Source organism: Pseudomonas ovata (assembly GCF_003131185.1).
Taxonomy (GTDB): domain Bacteria; phylum Pseudomonadota; class Gammaproteobacteria; order Pseudomonadales; family Pseudomonadaceae; genus Aquipseudomonas; species Aquipseudomonas ovata.
In genome coordinates this window covers 1-25,416 of record NZ_QFFU01000024.1, presented here as the reverse complement: position 1 = coordinate 25,416, position 25,416 = coordinate 1, and the positions used below count along the sequence as shown (strand labels likewise).

The window sequence follows — 25,416 nt, the reverse complement described above, 5'->3', positions numbered from 1 at the left end:
TCATCCATGGCCCAGCCGATTCCCCAGCAACGTAACAGGCGGTAATGCAATTTGGTTTCTAGGCCTTCGGCCACAACTGTCAGGCTTAAATTTCACATCACATAAGAGGACTGTTTCCGATGGGCCATGATTTCAACATTCTATTGCCGCGCGATGGGACAAACGCTTTAGCTCTCGACGGCTATGAAAAGTATCTTTTTAGTCCAGGTAGCGAACCTCTTACATTGGATATTGCACCGGAAGACATTATCCAGATGTGGGTCGCCGATATGCAGTTTTCTGCCCCACAGGCAGCCTTGGACGCAATGGCAGATCGGCTTAGGCATCCAATATTCGGCTATACGATGAACCTTGATGACCAGCTTTATGACGCATTCCGTGGCTGGTGCGAGCGGCGCTATGGGTGGAGTTTTCCACGTGAGCAGATGATGGTTTCGCTCGGCGTCATACCTGCTCTATTTGCGCTTATTCACTACTTGTGTGGCTCGGATGACAAGGTGCTGACGCTTAGCCCCTCCTATGGATACTTCAAGCATGCCGCCGTTAAGAGCGGCCGAACCTTTATCACATCACCGCTTGTCGCACAGGACGGGCATTACGAAGTCGACTTCGCAGATTTCGAGAAAAATGCATCTGATCCAGCGGTGAAGGTGTTCTTTCTATGTCATCCGCACAACCCAACCGGCCGGCGTTGGACAGAAGGCGAATTGGTTCGAATGACAGAGATCTGTCTGGCAAACGACATAAAGATAATATCAGACGAAATCCATTGCGATCTTCTTCGCCAGGGTTACAAACATACGCCATTGGCTAAACTATTTCCTGAAACCCTAGACATTATTACTTGTATGGCGGTGAGCAAGACTTTCAATCTCGCAGGGATGATGATTGCAAACATAATTATTCCCGACCCTGTGCTACGTGAGCGCTGGAACGATTTGCACTATCCGTTCATTAATCCAGTCAGCTTGGCTGCCGCCATTGGTGCCTACCGCGATGGTGAAGCCTGGCTCGAGGATCTACGTACTTACCTGGACGGCAACTTTGTTCTATTGGACAACTACGTACGAAAATATTTACCTGAAGCCCGCTTCGTAATTCCTGAAGCAACCTACCTAGCATGGCTGGATGTCCGGGCCTATTTCCCTGAATCGGTAAATCTCACTCGCTTTTTCCTAGAACGAGCCGGTGTGATTTTTGAAGGAGGAGAAATGTTCGTCGATAACGGCGATGGATGTGTTCGCCTGAATCTCGCGTGTCCACGCTCGGTTCTTCAAGACGCTCTAGACCGCATGCGCACCGCAATTCAAGGGATCTCTTTGCCACCTGAATGACCGTCCGCAATAACTCGAAAGCTGTCATCCATGAAAGACAACCTTAGACCGGTTCTTAGCTATGGCGGTAGGCAGTTATTGAGGCACTTCCTGTCGAGTTGCATCGACTTATCGAACAACGTCCTTGTACGAGGCTTTTTCATGGGCGTGTGACGCGTCACGCGTGAGGGGCTTGGTGTGGGTCTGGCAGGAAGAGATAAGGGCTTGGGCGTGCGTATACGGGCTTAAAACGGGCCATGTACGCGGAGAGTGGCTCCGCGGACATGGCGACGCACTGAACGGTGCGTGACGCGTCACGCCGGACAGTTTTCATGCAGACACAAAAAACCCCGCCAATAGGCGGGGCCGTGTGTTACAGGTGGTTATCGGTATCTAAGCGATCCATGAGATCGCAAAGCCAGGTCACAGCATTGGTGATCCAGACCACAAGAAAACCAAATGCTCGTGCTACATGAATCACTTGCGCGCATACGCGAATCCACCGCCAGAGACGGTGCAAAAACAAAAACCAATCCATAGGGAAGGTTTCCTGATTCAGGAACCTCGGCGTCACATACCCTTACCGGCCAGGGCATGTAGCTACTGGAGAAGTGTCGTCAAATCCAGTACGCCAATGTTCATTGATGGTCCTTGACGCGCCGGCACGTTTCTCACGCGTGGTGCAAGGTCCCCGCAGAAGTAAATCCTACGTGCCACCTTTCTACCATGGTCAGGGTGACAGAAACCCCAACTATCCGACCAACGGTAATCAGACAATTTCCGTCATCCTTATTCGCTTATCTCCTTATGGTTGGCTTTTTAGAAATCCCAAACCCGGGGTCATTTCGTTTCGCAAAACCCCGCAAATTCAGGCTTTTACACGCAGTCACGCAGATTTCTGGCATTTCTTCGATTCACTTGCGCCTGCTTGTGATTCGTATTCAACCGCCTGTTGAATACGTTAATCAAATTTGAGCAACCGTCCAGTGGTGGCCGGCCATATTGCGCACCGCCCGGGCGCCAGTTAGTATCAATTCGTCGTCAAATCCAGTACGCCGCCAGATTGCCTCTCAGCTTTCTGGCATAAAAACCGCCTTCTCAGGGCGGTTTTTTTTCGCCTGCAGATTGCGCCGGCGCCCGGCGCCGCGCCGGCCGGGCGCCGCGGTCAAGTTACTTGCGCGGGCACCAGGTGCTGGCCGGGCGCTGGCAAGAAATCATTTGCGCCGCGCCAGGGCGCCGGCCGGGCGTCGCGGTCAAGTTACTTGCGCGGACACCAGGTGCTGGCCGGGCGCCCGGCGGGGCCCCAGGGGCGCCGCGCACCAGGTGCCGGCCGGGCCCCGCGGTCAAGTTACTTTCGCCGCCGGCGCGCTGGCCGGGCGCCGCCGGGTCGCATGCGACCCAGCGGACTGCAAATGATTTTCATCGCCTTGCGCGATCCAAAAAATTCACTGCGCATCGAGCGCGGCGCCGAGATTGCCACTCGGGTGGTATTAATAGATGAACAGCAGGCACAAAAAAAGGCCCCAGCACCGTGACCAGATGCGGGGGCCTTCTTGAACATAAATCCCGTACTACGTAGCCAGAGGTAGCATAGTCTCTAGGCCCTAACGGCTGTGGGTCGAATGTTGACGTTCACATGGACCAACGCTACTCAGGCAATAGCCACACCATGCCTGGTGACAGCCCCATTCGGTCGCGACTCTCTCAACCGTCTCCAAAAGTATATTCGCCCAGCCCATCGTTGAAATTGAACGGCGTTGATCCTTCAACGTTGATCTAGACAACCCACCTGCTCCCTGGCCGCTTGATGTGGGCCCAGGTCATAGCTGCGGGATTAGACCGTTCGTCACTCCCGCGACGGGCGCATTGTTATGCGTATATAAATGCGCATAATAGAACAGCGCTGCCAATATCTGACACTGAAACCGATTTTTGAATCTGACTACTGAATCTGACTACTGAATCTGACTACTGAATCTGACTACCGAATCGAGGCATCAAGCGCATGAGTGCACTCCTAGACCGAGCTGAACAGGCTGTGTCCGCAACAGCAATGGTCCGCGGCTTCAGCGCGAAATTGAAGGAGGTCACCAGTGGGATAACAACTCACCTGGTGATCTTTAAGGACAACGAGCCAGCAGCGGTATTGGTAGGTGTAGATGCCTATCAGGCCTTGCAAGACGAGCTTGAAGACCTTCGCGCAGAACGCATGGCCATCGAACGCCTGTCCACCTTGAACGAAATGAACACAGTGAGCCTTGAGGACATGGAGGCGAACTTCAGGTAGGCAAAACCAATGAGTTGGAGCGTCCGGTTTCATCCCGAAGTAGAGCAAGACCTCAAACAGCTGGGGACGGCTGAGGCGAGGAGGATCCTGAAAGTAATACGCGAGCGCATCGCTGAAGGGGAGCCGGATAAAATTGGCAAGCCGCTCCGTGGAGTTCTTACCGGTTACCTGCGGATTCGAACAGGCGATGTACGTATTGTCTACCGCATCAACGGGACCGAAATCGTCCTGGTCCTTTGTGTAGGTGCTAGGCGCGACGATGAGGTCTATGAGGCCGCAACCCGCCGAGTCTGACCTGAACCCGCTTCGGCGGGTTTTTATCGAGCGCTTAACAAGCCAAGAAATACGTTATCAGCAATTATCGCCGTTTATCCGATCTGCGTACGCCGATCGCTTAACGCGTTGCTTTGGTGACTGGAATGACCCTCAGTAATCGTAGCGGTGCCAACAGAGAGATAGGTATGCAGGAACTGACGAAAACCGCCCAGAATGATCAGCGCAGGCTGACGGCGGTCGAATTTCAGGATTTGGCCCGGGTATCCGCTGCAGTCGAGTGGTTTGCCAACCTAGACAACCCGCGAACACGACGCGCTTACCGAAATGACCTGGAAGACTTCTGCGGTTTTGTAGGTTTGGCTTCGGCCGATGAGTTTCGTGTGGTGACCAGATCGCACGTTCTGGCCTGGCGTGCCCAGCTCGAGCATCGCGGCTTAGCGGGAGCGACGATCCGGCGCAAATTGGCCGCGCTGGCCAGCCTTTTTGATCACCTCCTGGAAAACAATGCGATCGCCGGTGGCAATCCAGTGCACGGGGTAAAACGACCGAAGATTGAAAGCAACGAAGGCAAGACACCGGCACTGGGCGATCACCAGGCGAAGGCGCTGCTCGAGGCGCCGGATGAAGCAACACTTAAAGGGCAGCGCGACCGGGCGATATTGGCTGTTCTTCTCTACCACGGACTACGCCGCGAAGAAGCGGCGCTGCTGCAGGTGAGCGACATTCAGGACCGGCGCGGGATCCAACACCTTAAGGTGCACGGCAAAGGCGGCAAGGTGCGCTACCTGCCATTGCACCCCGTGGCGGCCGGGCGTATCCACCAGTACCTGGAAAGCTCAGGGCACCATTGGGCGGACAGGAAGGTGCCGCTCTTCATTCCATTGCGTGGCAAGCTGACCGGCGCGGGAATCACGGCCAACGGCATCTACACCGTGGTGGCTGCTTATGCGAAGAAGGCGGGGATCAAGGTGGACGGCTTGGGAGTCCATGGACTCAGAGCAACCGCAGCTACCAATGCGCTGGAGCATGAAGCTGATATTGCCAAGGTCCAGGCCTGGCTGGGTCATGCCAATATCAGCACAACCAAGATCTATGATAGGCGAGAGAACCGGCCTGAGGACTCGCCTACCTACAAGGTAAAGTACTAATTGAGGGGCTACGCTCGAAATCATACTCCTGCTTGGGGGTAGCCTAGGCTGGCCACTCTAATGGAACATTCCCTGAAGGCCGCCCTGTGAATCGGCAGCAATCGCCAAGAGCAGGCATTCAAGAACGGCATCAACTTCTCCGTGAAAGCGATTGAGCTGAAAACTTTACACAAATTGGCTCTTTAAACTTTATTTTCTTCAGCAGGCACAGGTCATACAACTGCGTATGGTGGCATGCTGAAGCGCACAGGAGCCTTGCGTCATAGCGATGCGCAGTTATGTGACGTCCTCGCAAGCTGCGGCTACGACTTGTTCGAATGTGGGTTAGCCCCTACTGGGGCCGGCAACGTAGAAGCTTTCATCGTCTCACAATCAAGAAAGCTTAGTTTTCAGCACTCCCCACTTGAGCGTTAGCCGTCTATAGCGATTTCTTTGAGCAATCCAGCCTTGCAGCGCAGCAACTCTTCGATACAAAAATCGCGATTCCTTTCGAAACGGGACGTCGGAATGGGCATCGAAATTGCAAAACGGCCCAACACCGTATCTAAAGCAACAGCTGTCGTCGTGATTCCTTCGATATGCTCACCGTGGTCACTTGAAATCCCCTTCTTTCGAATAGCTTCCAACTGGACTATTAGAGTCTGGACCACGACTACCTTCTGCTTGGTAATGCCTTCAGTTGCAAGCAAGGTTCTCACATCCTCATCTTTGTCTAAAGCCAAGAGCGCACGTCCAGCAGACGTTCCATACAGCGGCGTATCCAGCTGACCAAGACGTGGCATCACCTGCAATTCACGATCAGCAACAACACGATCCTCAACGATCAATTGAATACCAGCAGGTCTGGAAAAAACAACCGTCTCTTGAACCGCCTCGCTCAGCTTATGCAGCCAAGGACGTACGACGGTCATACGATCAACGTGTGCATTCGCGACAAGCCTTAACAAACCCGCTCCAAGACTGATTCCCCCAGCGCCTTCACTGCGAATCATTCCCTGCTCTTCGAGCGCTCCTACGATGCGCTGCACCGTTGAACGAGGCAAATCTACCGCCTGGGCTATTTCGCCCAAACTCATACCACCAACATTTCTTCCCAGTAAATTCAGAATTTTTGCTGCACGGGCAATGACTTGGATACCCCCACCACGCTCATCGTTGACCCCAGCCTGAATCCGCTCGTCCATCAGCACCTCCAAAATTTTGGTCACTGTACCATATTGCGGTACGATTATAATTAGCGGTACAGTTACCGCATTGCGATACAAAAAAGAGGGACTGATAAATGCTTCGTGAATTTTCAGTCGCAGGCCTGTTGATTACCCCAATGGTGATCTGCATTGGTGCGGCGGCATCTCTGACCATCATCACACACCAGCTCATTCCAGAATGGGTAATACGGCGCTGGATCTGGAAGCGCTCATGGCTGGTGCTGTCGCTCTTCACCTACTACATCGCCACCGCACTCGCCTTTCTCGGTAGGTGGTGGAAATGAATCCGACCATTAGGGTGAGCGTGACGTTACTGATCGCCACCTGCGCCGCGCTGACGGGGTCTTGGACATGGAAACATTACCAACTCTCACCCTGGACGCGGGATGGGCGAGTCCGGGCAGATATAGTGGTAATAGCACCCGATGTAGCGGGCTGGGTAACCAGGTTGGCAGTGAAAGACAACCAGCCAGTAAAGAAAGGCGATCTGCTTTTTGAAATTGATCCCACCCGTTATCGCTCCCTATTGAACGAGTCGAAGGCCAGGATGGAACACGCAAAGCATGCCTGGGAGCTTGCAGCACTCCTGGAGCGTCGCCGCGTACCACTGGCCAGGATCAACGCCATCAGTGCCGAGGATCTGGATAACGCCCGCTCCCAAGCCATGCTGGCCAAATCCCAATATGAAGTTAACAAGACGCAGTGGGAAATTGCCAAGATCAACTTGGCTCGCACAACTGTGGCGGCGCCATCTGACGGCACGATCATCAACGTCAGACTGCAGGAAGGCAATTACATAGCCCAAGGCTCTCCCGCCTTCTCACTCGTCAAAGACAATTCGTTTTACGTTACTGCGTACTTCGAGGAAACCAAGCTACTCGACATTCGTGAGGGAGACCTGGCCGAGGTGTCATTCATGACCGGAGGGCCTTCGATCACCGGCCACGTCCTGAGCATCGCCAAAGGTGTCGCCAACACCAACACACAGGCAGACCCAATGCTGCTGCCTCAAGTGCAACAGGCGTTCAACTGGGTGCGACTCGCGCAACGCATACCGGTCGATATAAAGCTGGACGGGGACACTGTGAGCACGCGCTTGATTGCAGGCATGAGCGCATCGGTGAGGATTCACGAGCGCGCCACGGCGATGGGCACGCCATGAGAGCTATCCTAGTGCATTACCTGGCGCCTGACTTACGCAGCATAGTGTTCGCTTGCAAAGGGCTTTGTGCCGTTGCGCTCGCTCTAGCAATTTCAATGAGCCAGGATCTGGACAAGCCTTTCTGGGCGATGGTGGCGTCGATGATGCTTCAAGCTCGCCCAGAGGCCGGATTGGTCATAGAAAAAGCCGCATGTCTGGTTCTAGGGTCAACGATCGGCGCTGTGATAGCCATCCTGATCCTGGACAATTTGACGCCTAACCCTATGTTAGCTATCGGTGCACTCGCGCTATGCGTTGCCATCACATCTGCAATTGCTTCCACAATGCGACATGTCAATTTTGTGTTCGCGACTGCATTGGTCAGTGTCACAGCGATTCTGATTGTACTTTTTGCCATGGCCGACCCTGTAAACCCCAGCAGCGGATCAATCTTTATGGTGGCGCGCGCGCGGTTGAGCGAAGTTCTTGTCGGCGCCGGCAGCGCCGTCCTGGCCAGCGTCCTCCTCTATCCCTTCAAGCTTAAGACCGTGCTTAAGACGAGCTTAAGTCACTTACTAGAACTGAGCCTCACTCACATCTCGACGATCCTGCAGGATCAATCAAATCCAACAGCTGTCCATCAACAACGCATAGGCATCATTGCCTTGGCCACGTCCATAAACGATGACGCCAATGCAGGACGATATGAACAAGCAAGCAATAGCAATGCTGCCCTGATAACCGCTAGCAACGCACTGACCATCGTTGCCTGGGGACAAACTATTGAGCACATGGTGAATAATAAATCACTGCAACTACCGGACAGCCTGACTCGGCTTATAGATCAATACGCTCATGGCTGCAGCTCACGGCATCATCTATCATCCACTGCTCGCATTCAAACCCTTGAGGATTGCGTGCCCAATGAAAATGTACGCGCCTTAGGCCAGGAAAATACGGCGGCACGCGCTCTAATAGAGAGTCTGGATAAAGTATCCGAGGTATTCTCGGCGATGCTCAGGGCCTCCCTTTCGGTTGTTGATGGGTCGCGTGGTATGCAGCGTTCTGCACGGTTCAAGCGACATCGTGACTGGGTAGTGGGACTCAGATCGGCCCTAAGAAGCTCACTTGTTTTCCTGAGCGCTATCTGGATATGGATCCTGTCGGGCGAACACGCCGCTCTCATCATGATGATCGTGCTACCCGTTCTACTCTCCCAGATATTCTCTGCACACCCAGCCCCACGAGTTGCAACCGCCAAATTACTCGGAGGAGCATTGTTTGCCATACCCGTTGCCATCTTCTTCGTGCTCGGCTTGCTTGCCCAAGGCTCAAGCGATTTCGAGATATTGATTCTGGTGCTTTCCGCACCGCTTTTTCTGGGACTGATGAGCATGACCTCACCGCAATTTGCTTCCTACGGCCTCGGTTTCTGCCTCACTTTGGCAGTGCTTGTTCAGCCGAGCAACTACATGACATTTGCAATTGATCAATGCCTGTCCACTGGGCTGGGGATCGCAGCAGGCCTGGGCTTGCTCTATGCAGGTTTTGATCTGTTAGGGCCGCCCAAGTCCACTTGGTTGCAGCGCCGAATTATCAGAGCGCTTGCTTCAGATGTAGAAAAAATGCAGAAAAAGCAACTATCAGCTAATTGGTTCAACCAACGTGCGGCGGAGCGTTTGTCCTATCTCGCTGCATACGAGCCGCAAACACCAGCCGGTAGGGTAATGACACAGAGGGGGCTCAATATGTTTGCGTCTGGTCACCGTAGGAGGCTCGCATCAGATGCAGAATGAAAAAGTTTCGAGTTTATCTTTAATCCTAATACCAAAATCAAAAGGCACTCCAAAATGCACAACCATCAAGCTGACGCAAACTACATGCGCGACCTGCAAGACGCCACCCCCGAAATGGTCGCGGCTTTCTTCAACTTCGATAAAGTTGTATTTAACAAGGATGTAGGTAGCCTGAGTTTAGCTACACGGGAATTGATCGCTGTTGGAGTAGCAGTCACTACGCAGTGCTCCTACTGCATTGCCGATCACGCCAAGCGAGCTGTCAACGCGGGTGCGTCGAAGCAAGATGTAGCCGAGGCGATCATGGTCGCGACGGCCCTTCGCGCGGGCGGAGGGATAACACACGGATGGCAAGCAATGAAAAGTATTGCCGAGTTGAAATAGTTAGTCGCCAACGCTTCTTGGCGGGTCACGGGTGAGAGCGATCTATTGAAAAAAGAGGCGGGGGCGACGCCGTCGTGCATCAAAACTTTCATACGGTTCACCCGACGGTTGGCAAAGAGGTAAGCACAGTGCGGCTTCGCCGCACCAAACATTGCGACCACTCAGGCCAACGCGGTTTCAGTGCCGGAGCGCATGTCCAGATGCCGGCATCATTGCCAATGGCATCGTAACCCTTGCTCATGTACTGGCTTAGCGAGCCTATCTCGAACAGCATGACCTGGCCAAGGCCACAATCCAGCGCAAGCTAGCCGCGCTGGCCAGCCTGTTCGATCACCTACAGGAGAACAAACCGGCGCGCGGCGTGAAGCGACCTAGAATGGAGGGCAATGAAATGAAAACACCGCCCCTGGACGATCATCAGGCAAAGCCGCTGCTTGATGTACCACCGGCAGCCACGCTCAAGGGACTGCGTGACCGCGCCTTGCTTTTGTATCCCGGCCTACGAAGCCCAATTGCAGACAGGCGACTTGCAGGAAAGCCGCGGGGCTCAAGCATCTTCGGGTGCACGGCAAAGACTGAAAAATACGGCGGCTTCCCCTGCATCCGATGGCCGCCGCGGATCTATGCGTACCTGTAACCCGACCACGAACGACCAGCTGAGTCTGGCGCATTACTCCGATCAGTACGCGGTTACACGTCCGCTGCTGGCATCGGCGCTGATGGCATCTAGAACATCGTTGCTCACTGGGCCGTCGTCACCGGATCAAGGTCGACAGTATGGGTGTGCATGGCTTACGTCAGAACTTCAATAACCTCGGCCAGTGCTCATCACTGAGTATTAGTCGAGCAGGACAGGTTAGGTTGTATGTGAGAATTTCAAAAAAAATGAGCCTGTTCTTCTATAGATCAATAGGTTATGTCAAAACGGCAACAGCTCCTATTACTAGGCCGCAGTAAACTACTGAGAGCGAACGCTGCGTGCTAGCTGATCTTCCAGCCGGAATCAATCACCGCTCTCAATTTTTTTAAAATTTACGAACCAATGTACTTTCACGACTTCTTGCTGTGGGTGGGCTGTCCTATGAACGAAGGATGAACAAAATATTTAAGGCTGTAATACTTGCAAAAGGATTGGTAATTAGTAAAGCCACATGCGTATGCAATTTCTTTTGGTGTAAGCGAATTATCTTTCATACCGAACATACGCCTCGCTTTCTCTAGCCTCTGCTCTCGCAAAAAGACGATAGGGGTTGTGTTCTTAAATTTCTTAAAGCCCACTTGTAAAGAGCGAACGCTTAGGCCTGTATGGGCGGCGACTTCGCATACGGTTAAGTGTGGGTCTACACTAGCCTCCATATACTCTGCTGCCCTGTTGATCAAATGAGGCGTTAGCATAATTGATCTTTCGGGACCGAGGATACTCAGGGTATAATTACTATTAAAATTACAAAGAAAAAAACCTATCAAGCTTTCCTTTAAACTGTCAGCAACTTTTCTTACAAAAAAAGATGATTTTTCAGAAAAATCTAAAATCGTTTCCACAAGCTTCTGGATAGAATTGATTTTCCATTGCTCACTTATTGTTTTTTCGAAAAAAACTCTCGACCTAGGCAAATACCCTAAGATCAAGGAAAGTTGTTTAACCATGTCAGCATTGGAAATGTATACCGTTGTATAGTGTATACCTGCCGCATAGTTTGCGAAGTGAATTTCCCTTTGATCAGCGATCACAACAGCACCTCGCTCAGCTCTGTGTGTGCCATTACGGTTTCGCCATTGTATAAATCCGGAATGTGGCATGGTGATTAAGAAACCATCCAGTTCGTTCGACGTTCTATATCCCCACCCAGACTGGCTATAAGAAATACTTACGAATGACGTACCCATTACACAAAACCTTTTCCCGTAGTCTAACGCCCCATTTAAACCAGGAACTATCGACATGAAATTATCGTAGTTCTGGAAATGATCTGACGCATCACCTATGTTGTAAAAATGTAGTTTGCCGGCGTTGTAAATATCCATAATTCAATTATTGTGGCAGTAAATTTATAATTATAGCTTTTGCCCAACCCTGCATCCAATTATTTTTTATTGCATTTTTGTTAAAAATAATAATAAAGCGCAGACGTAAAGAAAAACGCAGGATTATTTTCTCCCTTTGCTGGCACTCATGAAAATTCATAATTACTCTGTGTACGGGCTGAAGTTACCCCCTCCATTTCAAGCCCACTGACTAATTGCCTTTAAATTCAGATTGCGGCTCTGAGCCCAGAGGTTAATTTAGTTAAGTCAGCTGAATAACCCATTCACTTCGATGCAATTTCTCAAGGCATGCTCATGTTCAATAAAGCTCTGAAAAAAAAATTAGCCGATGCAGAAGCTAAAAGCAGCGAACTTAGCGAATTGTTTGCGGCTCTTGATCGATCAATGGCTATTATAGAGTTTAATTCAGACGGGAAGGTGACTAACGCAAACAATAACTTCTTGCGGCTATTTGAATATGGTACTGACGAAGTAATTCACAAATCGCACAAAGATTTTTGTACGGAAATTTTTGGTCGAAGCTCGGAACATTCTTCTTTTTGGCGAAGGCTGATAATAGGAGAATCTTTGTCTGGTACATTTGCTCGAGTCACCAAGACTGGTGAAATAATATGGCTTGAGGCCTCCTATAACCCACTGCTGGGAGCGTCTGGAAAAGTTGAGAAAATAATAAAACTTGCTTATGATGTAACGGCGCAGGTAGCTCAGAATTCAGAGCTTCGCGCAAAATTAAATGCTATTGACAAGTCAATGGCAATTATTGAATTCGACACAGCTGGAAATATAGTATGCGCGAATCAAAACTTTCTAAATGTTGTGGGTTATGAGTTACCTGCATTAAAAGGAAAACATCATAGTTTGTTTTGTGAGCCCGAGTTTACACGCACTGAAGGATACAGTGATTTTTGGCGACGTCTGAATGCGGGCGAGCTTTTTAGCGGCCAATTCAAAAGAATAGCCAAGGGCGGAAAATCGGTCTGGTTAGAAGCAAGCTACAACCCTGTTTACGATTGTGATGGGAAGTTAATCAAGGTTATAAAATTTGCTAGCGACATCACTGCTCGAATTGAGAAAGTCCACGAAGATTCCCTAGGTGCGTCACGTGCATATCATATCTCGGCTGAAACTGAGCAAGTAGCAAAGCAAGGTGCGAGAGTCATTCACGAGACAGCAATTGAGATGCGTTCAATAGCTGACAGCATTGGAATTTCCGCGCGATTGGTCGGAGATTTGGGTGATAGATCTGAGCAAATAACGGCGATCGTTAACACGATACGGGGTATTGCTGAACAAACCAACTTACTTGCGTTGAATGCTGCAATCGAGGCGGCACGTGCCGGTGACCAGGGCCGTGGATTTGCAGTAGTGGCGGATGAAGTCAGACAGCTCGCAGGGCGTACGAGCCGCTCAACAGCGGAAATAGCAGAAATGATCGGAAGAATTCTAACTGAGACGCGCGACGCGGTAGCGAGCATGGTATCAACTCGCGAACGTGCACAACGCGGTGTGATGCTGGCTGATCAAGCGGGGGAGGTTATATCTCAGATCCAGAGGGGGACAAGCGATGCGGTGGCGGCGGTCAGCATTTTTGCTTCCGAACATGACTGAAAAAATCTATTCAAAATATCAGTCTAGTAAACTCGCTTGTACTGCATATCTCGGTATAAAATATGCGATCTGTGATTTCTGCGCTTCAGTTGCGAAAAAAGCTTGAATCAGCATTTTTTCCCCTATCTTGCGATTGTACATTGAGCGCAGATAGCACCTTTACTATAAAGCTTTACGAACCTAGTTCTGGTCGTGTGGATCTTCTTGTTACCGCTGTCCGTAGTGATATCCTCGCGTCCAGTTTAGCACTTTCGACGCTGATCGAAGACCTGCGCTCTGAGATCGCCACTTGCCGAGGCTCGTTTCCCTAGGTTTTGTACGAAAAGTATTGCCGCATACAACGTAAGCTGCAGGCCAGCGTGACCATGGCCGCAAAGCTCCTGGCCAGCTTGTCATAGCGAGGTAACCGTCCGGGCAACACACCTTCCTAACACCGTCGCTTGAGGCGATGGTGTCCACCTAAATTTAAGTGGACACCATTTTTAGCCTTTTTAAGCGGACGCCTATGCGTAAGCGTCCGGCGAACTTACCTTCCGAACTCCAGCTTTAAGGGCGATGGTGTCCGCGTATTTTTAAGCGGACGCGATCGTCCTTATCGCCAGGATTTCCATGCGCCAACGAAGCTCTTATCCGAAAACGTTCAAAGCCCAGGTCGTTCAGGAATGCCTGCAACCTGGCGCAACCGTGTCCAGTGTCGCCATTAGCCACGGCATCAACGTCAATGTCATCCGCAAATGGGTGCCGCTTTATCGAGACTGAACGAGCCCCATGAAAGACAGGATACCGTTCCCCCCTTAAGATAAGGGATAGGCAAACGGGTATGTTTATGACTAACAGCAATAATAAGGGTGGCGAATTGCTCGGCCAGGAGCGCCGGCGCCGCTGGAGTACCGACCAGAAGCTGGCCATGGTTCGCGAGAGCCTTGAACCGGGACAAAGCGTGTCCGTGGTGGCCCGACGCAACGGCATCAACGCCAACCAGTTGTTCCTGTGGCGCAAGCTTTACCAGGACGGCAGTCTGTCGGCGGTCAGTGCCGGTGAGGCCGTGGTGCCCGCTTCGGAACTGACCGATGCGCTCAAGCAGATTCGTGAATTGCAGCGGATGCTGGGCAAGAAAACGATGGAAGCGGAAATCCTCAAAGAGGCCGTAGAGATCGCCCGGTCGCGAAAATGGATTGCGCACTCACCCTTGTTGCCGGGGGACGACCAGTGAAGCTGGTCAGCAAATGTCTCGGTGTGGCGCGCTCGCAATTAACGGTTCGGATCAAGCAATCGCTATCGCCCAGAGTACGGCGAAGCAGGTCTGTGAATGACGCTGAGTTGGTAGTGGAAATTCAGCAACAGGTCAGCGAGCTGCCCAGCTATGGCTACCGTCGCGTCTGGGGATTACTGCGACGTGCACGAGAAAAGCAACGACTCCCTGCGATCAATGTAAAGCGGGTTTACCGGGTCATGCGTGATCACAACCTGCTGCTTGAGCGCCGGATCAAACAGCCCGGCGTGCCGCGTCGGCACGAAGGCCGTATCGCCGTGAAAACCAGCGATACGCGTTGGTGCTCGGACGGCTTTGAGTTCCGCTGCGAGGACGGCGCCAAACTGAGCGTAACCTTCGCCCTGGACTGCTGTGACCGTGAAGCCATCGGCTGGGTCGCGAGCCCGACCGGATACAGCGGCGATGATATCCGCGACTTGATGCTGGAAAGCGTGGAGAAGCGTTTTGGTGATCAACTGCCCACCACGCCAGTTCAATGGCTAAGCGACAACGGTTCGGCGTACACCGCTGAACAGACGCGCGCATTTGCCCGGCAGATCGGTTTGCAACCGGTAACGACACCGGTGCGTAGCCCGCAAAGTAACGGCATGGCCGAGAGCTTCGTAAAGACCCTCAAGCGTGACTACGTGGCGCATATGCCCAAACCGGATCGAGAAACGGCGCTGCGTAACCTGGCCATTGCCTTCGAGCATTACAACGAGCAGCATCCACACAGCGCCTTGAAATATCGCTCACCGAGGGAGTTCAGGCGCTTGGCGGCAGCATCAATTTAACGGGGAGTTGGTGTCCGGTTTTGTAGGGGCTAATCCACCCATTACTGGCGCTTGTAGCAAGACGAAGGTCCTGAATGCTGGCTCGCGCTCGCGCTCGCGCTATTGCGGTGTGATTATCGATGGGCATAATACGTCCTTGATTTAAAAGCTGGATGGCCTAGGCAGGCTTTAAAACAGACCTACAACTGAACGTGAAAATCGAAAAGGTTGAGGCACTCCAGATACGTGCCTACAGCCGATAGGCTTGCCCAGGTGCGCACGGGTTCACGTCTTGACCGCACATACAACATGCGCGAAGAACTACCGCTTAGGCGGATGGACACGCGCCACTTTTCGTCCAGTCGGCTTACCACCACCTCACGCACCACACCAGTGGCTGACAAGACACGCAGCACATCCTCATGAAGCCCTTCAGACATCGTTACGTCAGTTCCTTGATCTTGTTTGTAAAATCAGAGACCTGATCAAGCGTGAGGCAGTTCAAACTAGAAAAGCGCTCAAGGTGCTCGATCAGCACATCACGGCTTCCAGGCTGACCCGTCAAGATCCGACGGCACGTCTTCTCCAGGATCAAACGGGCCATTTCTGGGTTGTCGACTTTTGATGCATCGAACGCCAAGGCAATGGCAGCCGCTAGATTGCCCAAATCTGGATGGTTTTCCTGCAATGCCTTGAGGGCTCTAAGCTGTCGAGCAGTGATGGGTAGCGACACAGCGCCTCCTTGTTCCTGTGCCAAACCAAATGGAGCTATAACGGTATAGCAATTGCCATCATTCTGGCGTTCAGAAATTGACAAAAAACCCGCAAAATCGGGCTTTTTTTAACGTAATGTCCTCGTTATGCGTAAAGCTTACAGACCCGCCTCACGCAGAATATCGGCATTGCTTTTCTTCCGCTCGCGACGGTCCAGAGTGTACAGCGGGTTTTCCATCGATTGCTGAACGGACCTTGATCACTCCTGAGGACCTAACACCTTTCCTTGCGCCGCCTCAAGCGCGGCTTTAATTTCTTCCCGGGTAGAACCATCGAAGATACTTGCCGGTTGTGTATGCCCCAAGTGGTACTCGGCAAATTGATCGAATTCGTCCTGTTTGACGCATACCGCTAGGATTTTCCAGCCCTCATCCAGCAGACGCTGGGCTTGGGTAGGATCATTCACGGTACACAGCCGTTTTACGTCTTCAATTGCCATCGGTGCTTCTCCTGGTGCGTGGAATAGAAATCTTCCTCTAATACATGGCCAGTCTCGTCGACGGCGTATACGCCAAGGCGTTCGTGGTCGGCGTCACGCAACGAATTCTTCCAGCCGTAACCGAGCCTTCCCAAACCAGCACGACGCCGCCACAGTACTTTGCCTGCTCGCCACTTCATAGCGCCTCGATCAGTTGTGTCATGGGAGGTCTTCCTTGCGGCCTGAGTTAAGCGTCGTCCTGGTACGAATCAGGATCGAGGTAGAACAAATACGGACCTAGCGATTTCAAATCTCCAGTGCCGCTCGCTATCTCATCAAGAATTTCGTCGGCGGCATAGTCACTCATGCGTGCCATACCTTCGATTTCCTGGCGTTGGTATGCCCGATCAATCCCCGGTAAGCTTCGACGATAGTGCGAAAGATGCGCGAGGGCGCCGGCGAGGATGATCGCCTGGGCGCAGCCATCTGCTGATAACCCAAGCTTCTCAGCAGCATGGAGGATTGCCATCGCGTTGCGCTCGATGGTCCCAGCAAGGCTGGTGACGCGGCAATGACCCGTTTAACACCAGCTTTCGAACGGCACCGAGAACGTAAAGCAGGGATGGGGCATTCTTGTGGTGCAAGGCATACCACTCGCCAACCTTCCGCATCTGGTCTTCACTGGCGCCAGTTTCAGCCAACGGCGCCGACCACATGTCGAATGCGCTCTTGGGGACCTGTTCCTCCTCAGGGAAGCTGCTCAGGCAGGCTGCGAACGCTTTCACCAGCTGGTAACCAGCCAAGCTCACGGGCTCATCGAAGATATTCAATTAGTAGTCCTTACTTCACAAGTTCGGTATTTCAGAAAACCCGGTGCGCTTCTAATGGCTCAGCCCGCACGACGGCGGGCTTGTGGGTACTCGATCTTTTCCCTTGACGTTCTGTGTAGCGCCGATAGCTCTAATAACAGGTTCCCCTCGACGCAACCTCGGCTACTTCACCATCATTGAGTACGCATGCGAAGGCAGTTCACCTAGATTCGAGTCGGCCTTAAAGATTGCTTCCCAAGCCGTACAAATCTGAAAAAGGTGACGAGGGTCGCTCAAATTACCTTTCGGACAGATCAAGACGGCACCGTCGAAGACCCGCAGCGCTAAGCCCGCTTTGTCGGCTTGGCCCATTGCCAGCCGGAGTGCTTCTGTTGCCTTGCGCTGCGCAGTGTTCGTGGATCGATTTCCCTGCTATTCAAAGAGTGCTTGGACACGGGCCAGCACATCGTCAATCACCACCTCGGGAACCGACTCAATGCGCTTGGCACCACGGGCCTCAAGGTCCACGGTGCGAATCTGATTACACAGAACAACACCCTGTGTCTCGGTGCCTGAACCGCTTAATGGCACCGCGAAACCGGCGTACCGGGCAAAATCGCCACCCTGCGTGATCGGCGCAATGACCGCGAGGCCGGATGCGTTGTAAGCCGCAGGTGTGAGAATTAGCGCCGGGCGAAAATCACCCTGCTGCTCGCGGCCAGCGGTTGGATTCAGGTTCAGGCGCACAACATCCGCCCGGTTGAATTTGATCCGCTTCAAACTTCACGTCCTACTGGCTGCATGCCGTTCCACCCGGCCAGTTCCGCAGGCTCCGGGGCATTCAAATCACACTTGGCCATCAGATCAGCCAACCGATAATGCAGCTTGGCTTTAGCCGGTTTGAGCGTCATCACTTCCGCGGAGGCATCGAGCCTTAACACATCACCGCTGGACAGGCTCATTTGCTTGAGCACGGTTGCTGGCAAGCGAATCGCCGCGCTATTTCCCCACTGCTGAATTTTCACTTCCATAAAAACACCTCATAAAGTAGAAACATTGTAGATACTTGGCGAAAAAATCGCAAGTGCGTTGTTTAAACATAGTATCTACAATGCTAGTTCATAAGCCCCTCGTATCGTGGTCTGATCGACGTTTCGATAAGGTTTGCTGTGATCTAGGCAGGCGCGCCCAAGAAATGGTCTGTACTGTCTCAACGTTGCGGTTGCGGCCAGAACTTTTACCGCAAGCGAACGTCTGCCACTGTGGCACGATCCCAGCTTGGTACCAGCCTGCCGATAAAGCATGGTGAACGTCTGTTGTAGCGCATCACAGGCACGGTAGGCCACCCGCCCGCTGTCCAACTGGCGGTGTTTAACACCAGTTCAAAGGCTTGCCCCTTGTGCGTAGTGACCAGCTTCGAACCTGGGCGAAATTCTTGGTACTCATCTGCACCAGCCCCCCAACGATGCTGGTGACGTACCATCAACCAAGCATCGAGCGCAGCAAGATAACGGGCATGCATCAGGTACACATTGCGTGTCGACACCCCTTAGTGATGTCGGCACGCAAATAAACTTAGGGCTGGATGGCTCCTCTGAGATACAGCACATCTGCGACCTTCAGCACGGCCAGCGCGGTGACCCGCATACAGGGTATGCGTGAGCCACAAAAGCATCACGTCGCGCTTTTGCAGACGACCAGTCACGGAAGCGACGCGGATCAGGTGCTTGAATTGGCAAGGCGAAGGGAAGTTGCGCGGCGGATAGATGCAGTCATAGGATTCTCTATCAGGATTGGTGACGAATCGCGATTAATCCTGAGAGAGTTGGCAGCGAGCCTCCTGAACAGCTTACAGGCCCGCATGCCGTGGTTTTTACGGAAAGTGCGATTACTACTCCTCGTTACGTACCGCCCCTAAGTCGAGCGTGCGTAAAAACTCTTCGAACTGCACCCCGAAGCGCTGCATATCGATGCCCTTTGCGCACTTGAACTCAAGGCGTGTACCAGACACCTTCATGGTGCCAACACCTTTAACCGATTTGACCTCACTCTTTAGCGGCTCAGGCGTCTTACTCAATGCCGCGATTTCTTTTTCGATTTGTCGCAAAGCCGCTTCTTGCTGGAGACCAGATTCGGCCATTACCAGCACCGCTTTCTCCACTATCTCTGGCTGCGCCTCTGAATAGTCGACAAATTTCTTCGCATAGTTGCTGGTGATCAGTTTCGGATTCTTGTCCAGCACCGCCCGGATAGGCTCAGGAAGCTGCATCAGAGTGAGGCATCGATTGACTATCGAAACATTGATACCGAGGCGACGCGCAAGCGCTCGCTGACTGGTTTCCTCTCCATCCTGCAGGATCCGGTGGTAACTTTTAGCATGCTCGTAGTCCGTCAAGTCCTCCCCGCCGTTGTCCGTTATCGCCATTATCATCGCCAGGGCGTCACTCATAATCTGAATAACAGCCTTGATAGTGGCAGATCCGTTCAATCGAACAGCACGCCAACGCCGCTCCCCTCCGACCAGCTCCAGCTTTCCATCGGGCAGCCGCCGAACAATAATCGGCTTGCAAAGACCAATTGTCTGAATCGAAGTCGCAAGCTCCTCGAGGGATCCTTCGTCAAAAAACAATCGAGGCTGGTACGGTGAAGGAACGATCAGATTCACAGGAACGTCAGCTAAAACCGAATCTCCGCTTATCCACTCTCCTTCCAAAGGCCCAACCGCCGGCACTTGATCAGCCTCCGGCTCTACGCTCATTCCTGCAAGCATCGCTGCCTTTGCCGACAAACGCGAACCCTGCGGTTCAGGAATGGCTTCGGGGGTGCGAAGCGCAGCCATCGTTTTGCTATTTGGGTTCCCAGGAAAGTCGCTGGATTTCATTTTTCATCTCGCTTTTCAAGTGTTGCTAGTAGCAACACCTCTGCCGATTTTGCAGGTGTTGCTACTAGCAACACCCTCGCCGTTTTGTAGGTGTTGCTAGTAGCAACGCCCTTATACAGTCGTCGCCAGTGCCCTGATTTTTTCAAGGATTTCGCCATAGACGCTCCGGGCATCGGCCAGCGTTTCTTTATTGGCACCCTTCCAAAGCATCAAGGGAATCCCCGTATCCAGTGCCTTTTCGTAGTCTTCCGAGAAGTAAATTTTTCCCTCAGTAACACCTCCTGGAAACAGCGCGTTCAGACGGCCAAGGTTGTTCTGTAGGCGCGTTCGATTACGCTTGAACATCGTAGGAATGGCAGCAATTGCAGGGGAATAGTCGTACTCCTTTGCAAACCTGGCACACCAGTCATGCAGACGGAGCAAAGCACGGAAAGAAAATTTATCCATCCGAACAGGGCATAAAAGCAATTCGCTGGCAGCAACTGAGTTTTTAGTCAGACGAGACCCGGATGGGGCATTGTCGAAAATAATCAGGTCGTACCCCGAGAGGTCACACCCTTCGATCTTCCCTGTGGCAGCATCGTTAATCCACTTTGCGTACCACATATCAGATGCGTTTGAGGCGTCGAGGGCGAACACCAAATCCTCCAAGGAGCTGTCGGCCGGAATGAGGTGAATGCCTTTTTCACCAAATGGCTTTTTGATCACTTGATCCAAAGATTTCGTTTCAAATGGACGCATCCGCAGCAAGGGACTGATGAGATTGCCGAGGTGCCCGTCAACCAGCCTGTCAGCAGGAATACCCATTTCCTTCAAATCATCAGGATCTAGATCAGGGTCATAACCCAACATGGTGGACGAATCCCCTTGAGGATCGTTGTCAATCAGCAAGGTCCGCAATCCCGCCATCTGGCCGTAAAGGGCGAGACTTACAGCAGTATTGGTCTTACCCGTGCCACCTTTCGGAACAAACGTGGAGACGACGATTTGCCGAGTAAGCCCCTTGACGTGTCCCAAGGAACGGCGCAATGCCGAAATTTCAAAAATATCTTCTGCTGTGTAAGAGCGCCGTGACGAGGTACCTGTGGGGATTCGGCGTATCTCTAGATTATTTTCCTCTCCAATGTCGGCCAGACGGCGCGTACTCAAATCCAAGCACGCCGCCGCGAAGGCAGGCATGTAAAAAACGTTTTTGAAATCAACAAAGTTCTCAAGGTCTTCAGCAGCGATGGTGTCAGTCATGGGCTTACCGTCCTGGATGATGGCCTCATTCTAATTCCACAAAAAATACAAATAAAGTTTTAATTCCGTATTTACATATATTTTCATGAAAAATACGGAATTTAGGAAATTTTTATGTAAATGTCGGTTATGGCGAAGCGCCAACGAAAGAGACCAGGTCATGTCCTTGTTCCCCCGCACAAGCGGGGGATGAACCGCACGCACGAATGCTTTGCCCGCTAGTGCATGTCCTCAGTTGGCTTTCACAGTCCAAAGCTGATCTAAGCGGGTAGTGAAGCTGCTGCTCATCAATTCTCGACGCATGGCCCAGTCCGGATTTGCGGGCACACTAGCGGCCCGCAACGTTCCCCTTCCCCAGCGCCCATTGATTTTATCAAGCACGCTCATGACCCTTTCTGACGTAGCCGGCTGGATGATCGAGAAAAGGTCATCGGTAAACTCACCAGGTTGACGAAGATCCATCAGCAAAACCTCTGCCTTGCTGTATCTGTACCCATCTCGAAATATCCGTCCCACCGCTTCCACTGCAGCTTTTGTCATTAGCCGGACATCATTGGTAGGGTAGGGCAGCTCTACCAGAGCACCTTGGGCATACTTGGCCTCTTCAGGATTGAACATGCCAGTACGGATGCTGACGCGGATTTTCTTGCAGAGCGAGTTCTGTGCTCGCAATTTCTCGGCGGCACGCTGCATGTAGGTTGCCACCGCCTCTTGAATTGGGCCGATTTCGGTAAGGCGTTTGCCAAACATCCTACTGCAGCAGATCTCCTGCTTTGGCGGGTCGGGTTCAGAAAGGTCCAAGCATGAGAAACCGGCCAGCTCACGCGCAGTTTTCTCGATCACAATGCTGAATTTGCGGCCAAGCATTGTGGGATCAGCTTGGGCCAGGTCCATTGCCTTCTTAATGCCCATCGCTTCCAGATGAGCTTTCATGCGTCGACCGACTCCCCAGACTTCACCGACGTCGACGCGTTTGAGTACCCAATCGCGTTTATAGTCATCGCAGATGTCCACGACGCCGCCTGTGCGGGTCTGTAGCACCTTGGCAGTATGGTTGGCCAGCTTCGCCAGGGTTTTGGTATGCGCGATACCGACGCCGATCGGGATGCCAGTATCCATCAATACCTTGGCCCTGAGCTTTCGGCCAAACTGGGTCAGATCGCCTGGCATACCGGTCAGGTCAACAAATTTTTCGTCAATTGAGTAGGTCTCTGAATTGGGGACCATTGATTCGATGACAGTCATGACGCGCTCTGAAAGATCGCCGTACAACGCATAATTGCTGCTGAACGCCACAATGCCATGCCGGCGCAGCTGGTCCTTGATCTGGTAGTAGGGCGCACCCATTTTGACGTAGGGCTTAGCGTCATAACTGCGAGCAATGACACAGCCATCGTTGTTGCTCAGCACCACGATCGGCACCTTGGCTAGATCCGGACGGAACACACGCTCACAGCTTGCATAAAACGAATTACAGTCGCAAAGCCCGAAGACTTTCTTAGGCGTGGTCATGATCGCGCACGCTGTAACGCACAACACCCCAGATCATCAGCTCGTCTTGCTCGAGGACAAAGCGCGGCGAGTAGGCCTTGTTCTCTGACTGCAGAATGATCTCCCGGCCTTGGCGGTGCAGACGTTTGCACAGTGGCTCGCCGTTCAGCGCGGCAATCACGATTTCACCATGCAGCGCTTCCTGGCTGCGATCAACGATGACCAGGTCACCGTCATAGATACCGGCACCTTGCATGCTGTCACCCTGGATCTTCGCCAGATAAATGTGGGGAGCACGCACATTGAACAGCTCATCTAGGGACAGATGCTTTTCGATGTGATCCGCGGCAGGCGAGGGGAAACCCGCAGGGACCTTGAAGCTATACAGGGGAACCTTGATGCTTTGTTTGTTGTGTTCCAGCTTGCCTAATACGATAACGCTCATGCTGTGGCCCTCATTTTTGTTGGGAATTGAAAAACCCGCACGAGGCGGGCAATGATTTATTTCTTGGCTCAGTCGTCTTTCACAACCGTCCAGAACACCTGGACACTGCCATCATCTCGGTAGGCCACTGTGACGTTGTCGGTGTCATTAAGCTCTTCCAGAATCTGAGCCCAGTCGTCAGCCTGATCAGTTGGCAAGCGTTCGAGCACAGCGTATTTACGCTTTTGCGCTGCAGGTTCATTGATTGCTTTTTGCATGCGCATGCCCAGCAGTTCATAAGAAGTGAGAACGCGAGGTTTGGCAGCGGGCTTAGCCATGAGTAAAAATCTCCATACTGTACGCACATACAGTACAGCGATATTTCAACTTGGGCGATCACTTTAGGTTCAAAGCCGACCTGCGGAAACATCACCCGTCGGCTTCTGTTTGTCGCTCAAAACAGACCGGCCGGTTCGGCTTGCAAATCCCAACTGAAAATAAGCACTTCCGTGGCGTCTGAGCCGGTCCCACTGCCGACGGTGTAGTTGATGTCGGTGCTTTCCATATGAAAGCCCGCAAACGCTTCCCGGATCTGCGGATGGTCATTAAGGCCCACTATCGCCTTGCCCTTGAGCTGTTTCAGCATTAAAACCATCTGCTCGTACTGCCCGAAGCCGACCGGCACGCCATAGCCATCTGTCTTCCAGTAGGGTGGATCGCAATAGAACAAGGTGTGTTCCTGGTCGTATTTCTTGATGACGTCCTGCAGGCCAGGTGCTCGATATAGGTGTCGCTCAGCCGCAAATGCGCTGCAGAGAGGGTTTCTTACAGGCGCAGCAGGTTCAGTCCTGGTGCCGTGGTGGTGGCCGTGCCGTAACTCTGCCTCTCGACGCGCCCTGCGAAGGCCGACTGCTGCAAGTAATAGAAACGCGCGGCACGCTGAATGTCTGTCAGCGTCTCGGGCTGGGTCATCTGCAACCACTTGAAAACCTGGCGGCTGCTCAGGGCCCACTTGAATTGACGAACGAATTCCTCCAGGTAGTTTTGCACCACGCGATACAGATTCACCAGGTCGCCATTCTCATCGTTGAGCACTTCAACGTCGGCAGGAACAGGGCGCAGGAAAAACAGTGCCGCACCTCCCGTAAAAGGCTCGACTTAGCAACTGTACTGAGGAAATAGCGAAAAGATGCGGTCAGCCAGCCGGCGTTTTCCGCCGAGCCACGGGACGATGGGTTGCGCGTATATGACGAACCTCGATGCAGGGGGACCGAAATTGATATTACTGTTTATGTATACAGTTTAGCCCCTGCAATTTCATGTGCCTAAAAGCCCTACCGGCCAGAATGCACATCTCAAAATGCATGCCTTCACCGAAGGCAAAAAGCGGTCTGTTAAGCGTGGATATTTTGAAAGCCCCGCGCGCACGCGCGCCCGGTTGAGCCGGCAGGTGGTGAAGCCGCCTGGGGGCGATTTATCCGGGTCTTGGCGCCCGTTAGGGTGGCGAAGCCAGGGCAGGGCAGCTTCACCGCCCTGGCCCGCCTAGACGGGGCTCTGCTGCGATCTTCAGTTCCCATTCTCCGCGCCGTACCGCAGGTACGAAGTGCGCGGGCATTTATGCTCCATGAGGGGTTTACACCTCGTAAGTCCTTGTTTTTACCCGAAGGGGAATACTGACGCGGGTATAAAATTTCATTTATTTCAACATCACCCGGCATTGCTGTGCCAGCGAGGCCATTTGGCGGTGATTTAGACTCAAAATCTGTCACATCTGCGCCTCTGACATGCGTCGGCCAGGCATCGTAAAACAGAGGTCAAATCGCAGGCGAGCGAAGGCCTCCGCGTAAGCGGATGCAATTAAAAAATCCCTACAGCGGGATTACTTGGTTTTTTGCGCGACCTTGGCCAGCAACGCATCCAGCGAGCTGGAGACGTCGGCGCCGGTCTTGATCCTGGAGGCTGCGGGCTGTGGTCTGGCCACAGCCGGCTGGCCTGCGGCCTTGGCCACTGGCGCTGTCGCACGCGCTTCCTTGGCCTGCCAGCGTTGCCTGGAAACGTCACGGCGCAGCTGCTCTTTTGAGTGCCGCTCCATTTCGCCCAGACGCGCCTGCCCAATCTCGCGCAGCTCCACGTCGCGGCGTTTCT

General features: G+C 52.7%; 26 protein-coding genes and 5 pseudogenes. 14 read left to right on the top strand and 17 right to left on the bottom strand.

Annotation, left to right across the window (positions count from 1 at the left end; all coding sequences use genetic code 11):
* The first annotated feature begins 119 nt into the window (after positions 1 to 119).
* The 5 genes from DGA31_RS23765 to DGA31_RS23750 all read left to right on the top strand — a co-directional run bounded on the left by DGA31_RS23765 (position 120) and on the right by DGA31_RS23750 (position 5,024).
* On the top strand, positions 120 to 1,334 hold the full coding sequence (locus DGA31_RS23765; protein ID WP_109514192.1) for a MalY/PatB family protein: 1,215 nt from the start codon (positions 120 to 122) through the stop codon (positions 1,332 to 1,334).
* 1,391 nt (positions 1,335 to 2,725) lie between these two features.
* Positions 2,726 to 2,848, top strand: coding sequence for a hypothetical protein (locus tag DGA31_RS30510; protein WP_277749408.1), 123 nt, complete (start codon positions 2,726 to 2,728; stop codon positions 2,846 to 2,848).
* Positions 2,849 to 3,366: 518 nt separating this feature from the next.
* Positions 3,367 to 3,600 (top strand): Phd-YefM, encoded by a 234-nt coding sequence (locus tag DGA31_RS23760; RefSeq protein WP_109514253.1) that lies wholly within the window; start codon positions 3,367 to 3,369, stop codon positions 3,598 to 3,600.
* Between the two features lie 9 nt (positions 3,601 to 3,609).
* On the top strand, positions 3,610 to 3,894 hold the full coding sequence (locus tag DGA31_RS23755; RefSeq protein WP_109514191.1) for a type II toxin-antitoxin system RelE family toxin: 285 nt from the start codon (positions 3,610 to 3,612) through the stop codon (positions 3,892 to 3,894).
* 167 nt (positions 3,895 to 4,061) lie between these two features.
* Complete coding sequence (locus tag DGA31_RS23750) at positions 4,062 to 5,024, top strand: tyrosine-type recombinase/integrase (RefSeq protein WP_109514190.1); 963 nt, start codon at positions 4,062 to 4,064, stop codon at positions 5,022 to 5,024.
* A gap of 410 nt (positions 5,025 to 5,434) precedes the next feature.
* Here the strand turns inward: DGA31_RS23750 and DGA31_RS23745 are convergent, their stop codons facing one another.
* The gene (locus DGA31_RS23745) at positions 5,435 to 6,208 is read right to left on the bottom strand and encodes an IclR family transcriptional regulator (RefSeq protein WP_109514189.1); all 774 of its coding nucleotides are present in this window, start codon (positions 6,206 to 6,208) and stop codon (positions 5,435 to 5,437) included.
* Positions 6,209 to 6,306: 98 nt separating this feature from the next.
* Between DGA31_RS23745 and DGA31_RS23740 the strand changes: the two genes are divergently transcribed.
* The 4 genes from DGA31_RS23740 to DGA31_RS23725 are packed head-to-tail and all read left to right on the top strand — an operon-like array spanning position 6,307 to position 9,553.
* Positions 6,307 to 6,516: a DUF1656 domain-containing protein gene (locus DGA31_RS23740; protein WP_109514188.1), complete on the top strand. Its 210-nt coding sequence runs from the start codon at positions 6,307 to 6,309 to the stop codon at positions 6,514 to 6,516.
* Entirely contained in the window at positions 6,513 to 7,394 is an 882-nt protein-coding gene (locus DGA31_RS23735) for an efflux RND transporter periplasmic adaptor subunit (RefSeq protein ID WP_109514187.1), read from the top strand. Before DGA31_RS23740 ends, DGA31_RS23735 begins: the two co-directional genes overlap by 4 nt.
* On the top strand, positions 7,391 to 9,169 hold the full coding sequence (locus DGA31_RS23730; protein WP_109514186.1) for an FUSC family protein: 1,779 nt from the start codon (positions 7,391 to 7,393) through the stop codon (positions 9,167 to 9,169). Before DGA31_RS23735 ends, DGA31_RS23730 begins: the two co-directional genes overlap by 4 nt.
* A gap of 54 nt (positions 9,170 to 9,223) precedes the next feature.
* Entirely contained in the window at positions 9,224 to 9,553 is a 330-nt protein-coding gene (locus DGA31_RS23725; protein WP_109514185.1) for a carboxymuconolactone decarboxylase family protein, read from the top strand.
* Positions 9,554 to 10,603: 1,050 nt separating this feature from the next.
* Here DGA31_RS23725 and DGA31_RS23710 read toward each other — a convergent pair.
* Positions 10,604 to 11,578: a helix-turn-helix domain-containing protein gene (locus tag DGA31_RS23710; protein ID WP_109514184.1), complete on the bottom strand. Its 975-nt coding sequence runs from the start codon at positions 11,576 to 11,578 to the stop codon at positions 10,604 to 10,606.
* 309 nt (positions 11,579 to 11,887) lie between these two features.
* On the opposite strand from DGA31_RS23710, the pseudogene DGA31_RS30910 reads away from it, so the two are divergent.
* The 3 genes and pseudogenes from DGA31_RS30910 to DGA31_RS23700 form a co-directional block, all read left to right on the top strand.
* Positions 11,888 to 12,658 (top strand): annotated as a pseudogene (locus DGA31_RS30910) (PAS domain-containing protein); the annotation flags it as partial.
* Positions 12,635 to 13,207, top strand: a complete 573-nt coding sequence (locus tag DGA31_RS30905) for a methyl-accepting chemotaxis protein (RefSeq protein WP_421958006.1) — start codon at positions 12,635 to 12,637, stop codon at positions 13,205 to 13,207. The pseudogene DGA31_RS30910 and the gene DGA31_RS30905, both read left to right, overlap by 24 nt.
* Positions 13,208 to 13,269: 62 nt before the next feature.
* Positions 13,270 to 13,518, top strand: a complete 249-nt coding sequence (locus DGA31_RS23700) for a DUF1652 domain-containing protein (RefSeq protein WP_241509639.1) — start codon at positions 13,270 to 13,272, stop codon at positions 13,516 to 13,518.
* On the opposite strand, the pseudogene DGA31_RS23695 reads toward DGA31_RS23700, so the two are convergent.
* Positions 13,515 to 13,607, bottom strand: a pseudogene (locus DGA31_RS23695) (IS5/IS1182 family transposase); the annotation flags it as partial. The gene DGA31_RS23700 and the pseudogene DGA31_RS23695 overlap by 4 nt on opposite strands.
* A 209-nt stretch (positions 13,608 to 13,816) precedes the next feature.
* On the opposite strand from DGA31_RS23695, the gene DGA31_RS23690 reads away from it, so the two are divergent.
* A complete protein-coding gene (locus DGA31_RS23690; protein WP_109514182.1) occupies positions 13,817 to 13,966 on the top strand; it encodes a transposase in 150 nt (49 codons plus the stop codon).
* Positions 13,967 to 14,033: 67 nt separating this feature from the next.
* A protein-coding gene (locus tag DGA31_RS23685; RefSeq protein ID WP_421958005.1) for an IS3 family transposase occupies positions 14,034 to 15,253 on the top strand; the annotation gives its coding sequence in 2 pieces (ribosomal slippage) (positions 14,034 to 14,379 and positions 14,379 to 15,253; 1,221 coding nt in all).
* Positions 15,254 to 15,674: 421 nt separating this feature from the next.
* Here the strand turns inward: DGA31_RS23685 and DGA31_RS23675 are convergent.
* The 14 genes and pseudogenes from DGA31_RS23675 to DGA31_RS29885 form a co-directional block, all read right to left on the bottom strand.
* Positions 15,675 to 15,965, bottom strand: coding sequence for a hypothetical protein (locus DGA31_RS23675; RefSeq protein ID WP_109514179.1), 291 nt, complete (start codon positions 15,963 to 15,965; stop codon positions 15,675 to 15,677).
* 240 nt (positions 15,966 to 16,205) lie between these two features.
* The gene (locus DGA31_RS30030) at positions 16,206 to 16,445 is read right to left on the bottom strand and encodes a hypothetical protein (RefSeq protein ID WP_109514178.1); all 240 of its coding nucleotides are present in this window, start codon (positions 16,443 to 16,445) and stop codon (positions 16,206 to 16,208) included.
* A pseudogene (locus tag DGA31_RS30355) lies at positions 16,427 to 16,596 on the bottom strand (antirestriction protein ArdR); the annotation flags it as partial. The gene DGA31_RS30030 and the pseudogene DGA31_RS30355, both read right to left, overlap by 19 nt.
* 75 nt (positions 16,597 to 16,671) lie before the next feature.
* Positions 16,672 to 16,953 carry a hypothetical protein gene (locus DGA31_RS29700; RefSeq protein WP_152035070.1) on the bottom strand — a complete coding sequence of 94 codons (282 nt, stop codon included), beginning with the start codon at positions 16,951 to 16,953 and terminating at the stop codon, positions 16,672 to 16,674.
* The gene (locus DGA31_RS23660) at positions 16,931 to 17,254 is read right to left on the bottom strand and encodes a hypothetical protein (protein ID WP_109514177.1); all 324 of its coding nucleotides are present in this window, start codon (positions 17,252 to 17,254) and stop codon (positions 16,931 to 16,933) included. The genes DGA31_RS29700 and DGA31_RS23660 overlap by 23 nt, the downstream gene beginning before the upstream one ends.
* A gap of 411 nt (positions 17,255 to 17,665) precedes the next feature.
* The gene (locus tag DGA31_RS23650; protein ID WP_109514175.1) at positions 17,666 to 18,013 is read right to left on the bottom strand and encodes a type II toxin-antitoxin system ChpB family toxin; all 348 of its coding nucleotides are present in this window, start codon (positions 18,011 to 18,013) and stop codon (positions 17,666 to 17,668) included.
* Positions 18,010 to 18,264: an AbrB/MazE/SpoVT family DNA-binding domain-containing protein gene (locus DGA31_RS23645; RefSeq protein ID WP_109514174.1), complete on the bottom strand. Its 255-nt coding sequence runs from the start codon at positions 18,262 to 18,264 to the stop codon at positions 18,010 to 18,012. Before DGA31_RS23645 ends, DGA31_RS23650 begins: the two co-directional genes overlap by 4 nt.
* Positions 18,265 to 19,124: 860 nt before the next feature.
* Positions 19,125 to 20,114, bottom strand: a complete 990-nt coding sequence (locus DGA31_RS23635) for a ParB/RepB/Spo0J family partition protein (RefSeq protein ID WP_109514173.1) — start codon at positions 20,112 to 20,114, stop codon at positions 19,125 to 19,127.
* 111 nt (positions 20,115 to 20,225) lie between these two features.
* Complete coding sequence (locus DGA31_RS23630; protein WP_109514172.1) at positions 20,226 to 21,356, bottom strand: AAA family ATPase; 1,131 nt, start codon at positions 21,354 to 21,356, stop codon at positions 20,226 to 20,228.
* A 231-nt stretch (positions 21,357 to 21,587) separates the two neighbouring features.
* A complete protein-coding gene (umuC, locus tag DGA31_RS23625; RefSeq protein ID WP_109514171.1) occupies positions 21,588 to 22,868 on the bottom strand; it encodes a translesion error-prone DNA polymerase V subunit UmuC in 1,281 nt (426 codons plus the stop codon).
* On the bottom strand, positions 22,855 to 23,292 hold the full coding sequence (locus DGA31_RS23620) for a LexA family protein (RefSeq protein ID WP_109514170.1): 438 nt from the start codon (positions 23,290 to 23,292) through the stop codon (positions 22,855 to 22,857). Before DGA31_RS23620 ends, umuC begins: the two co-directional genes overlap by 14 nt.
* Positions 23,293 to 23,360: 68 nt before the next feature.
* Complete coding sequence (locus DGA31_RS23615) at positions 23,361 to 23,609, bottom strand: DUF1654 domain-containing protein (protein ID WP_109514169.1); 249 nt, start codon at positions 23,607 to 23,609, stop codon at positions 23,361 to 23,363.
* 116 nt (positions 23,610 to 23,725) lie between these two features.
* Positions 23,726 to 24,519, bottom strand: a pseudogene (locus tag DGA31_RS23610) (DNA adenine methylase).
* Between the two features lie 631 nt (positions 24,520 to 25,150).
* Positions 25,151 to 25,416 (bottom strand): annotated as a pseudogene (locus DGA31_RS29885) (hypothetical protein); the annotation flags it as partial.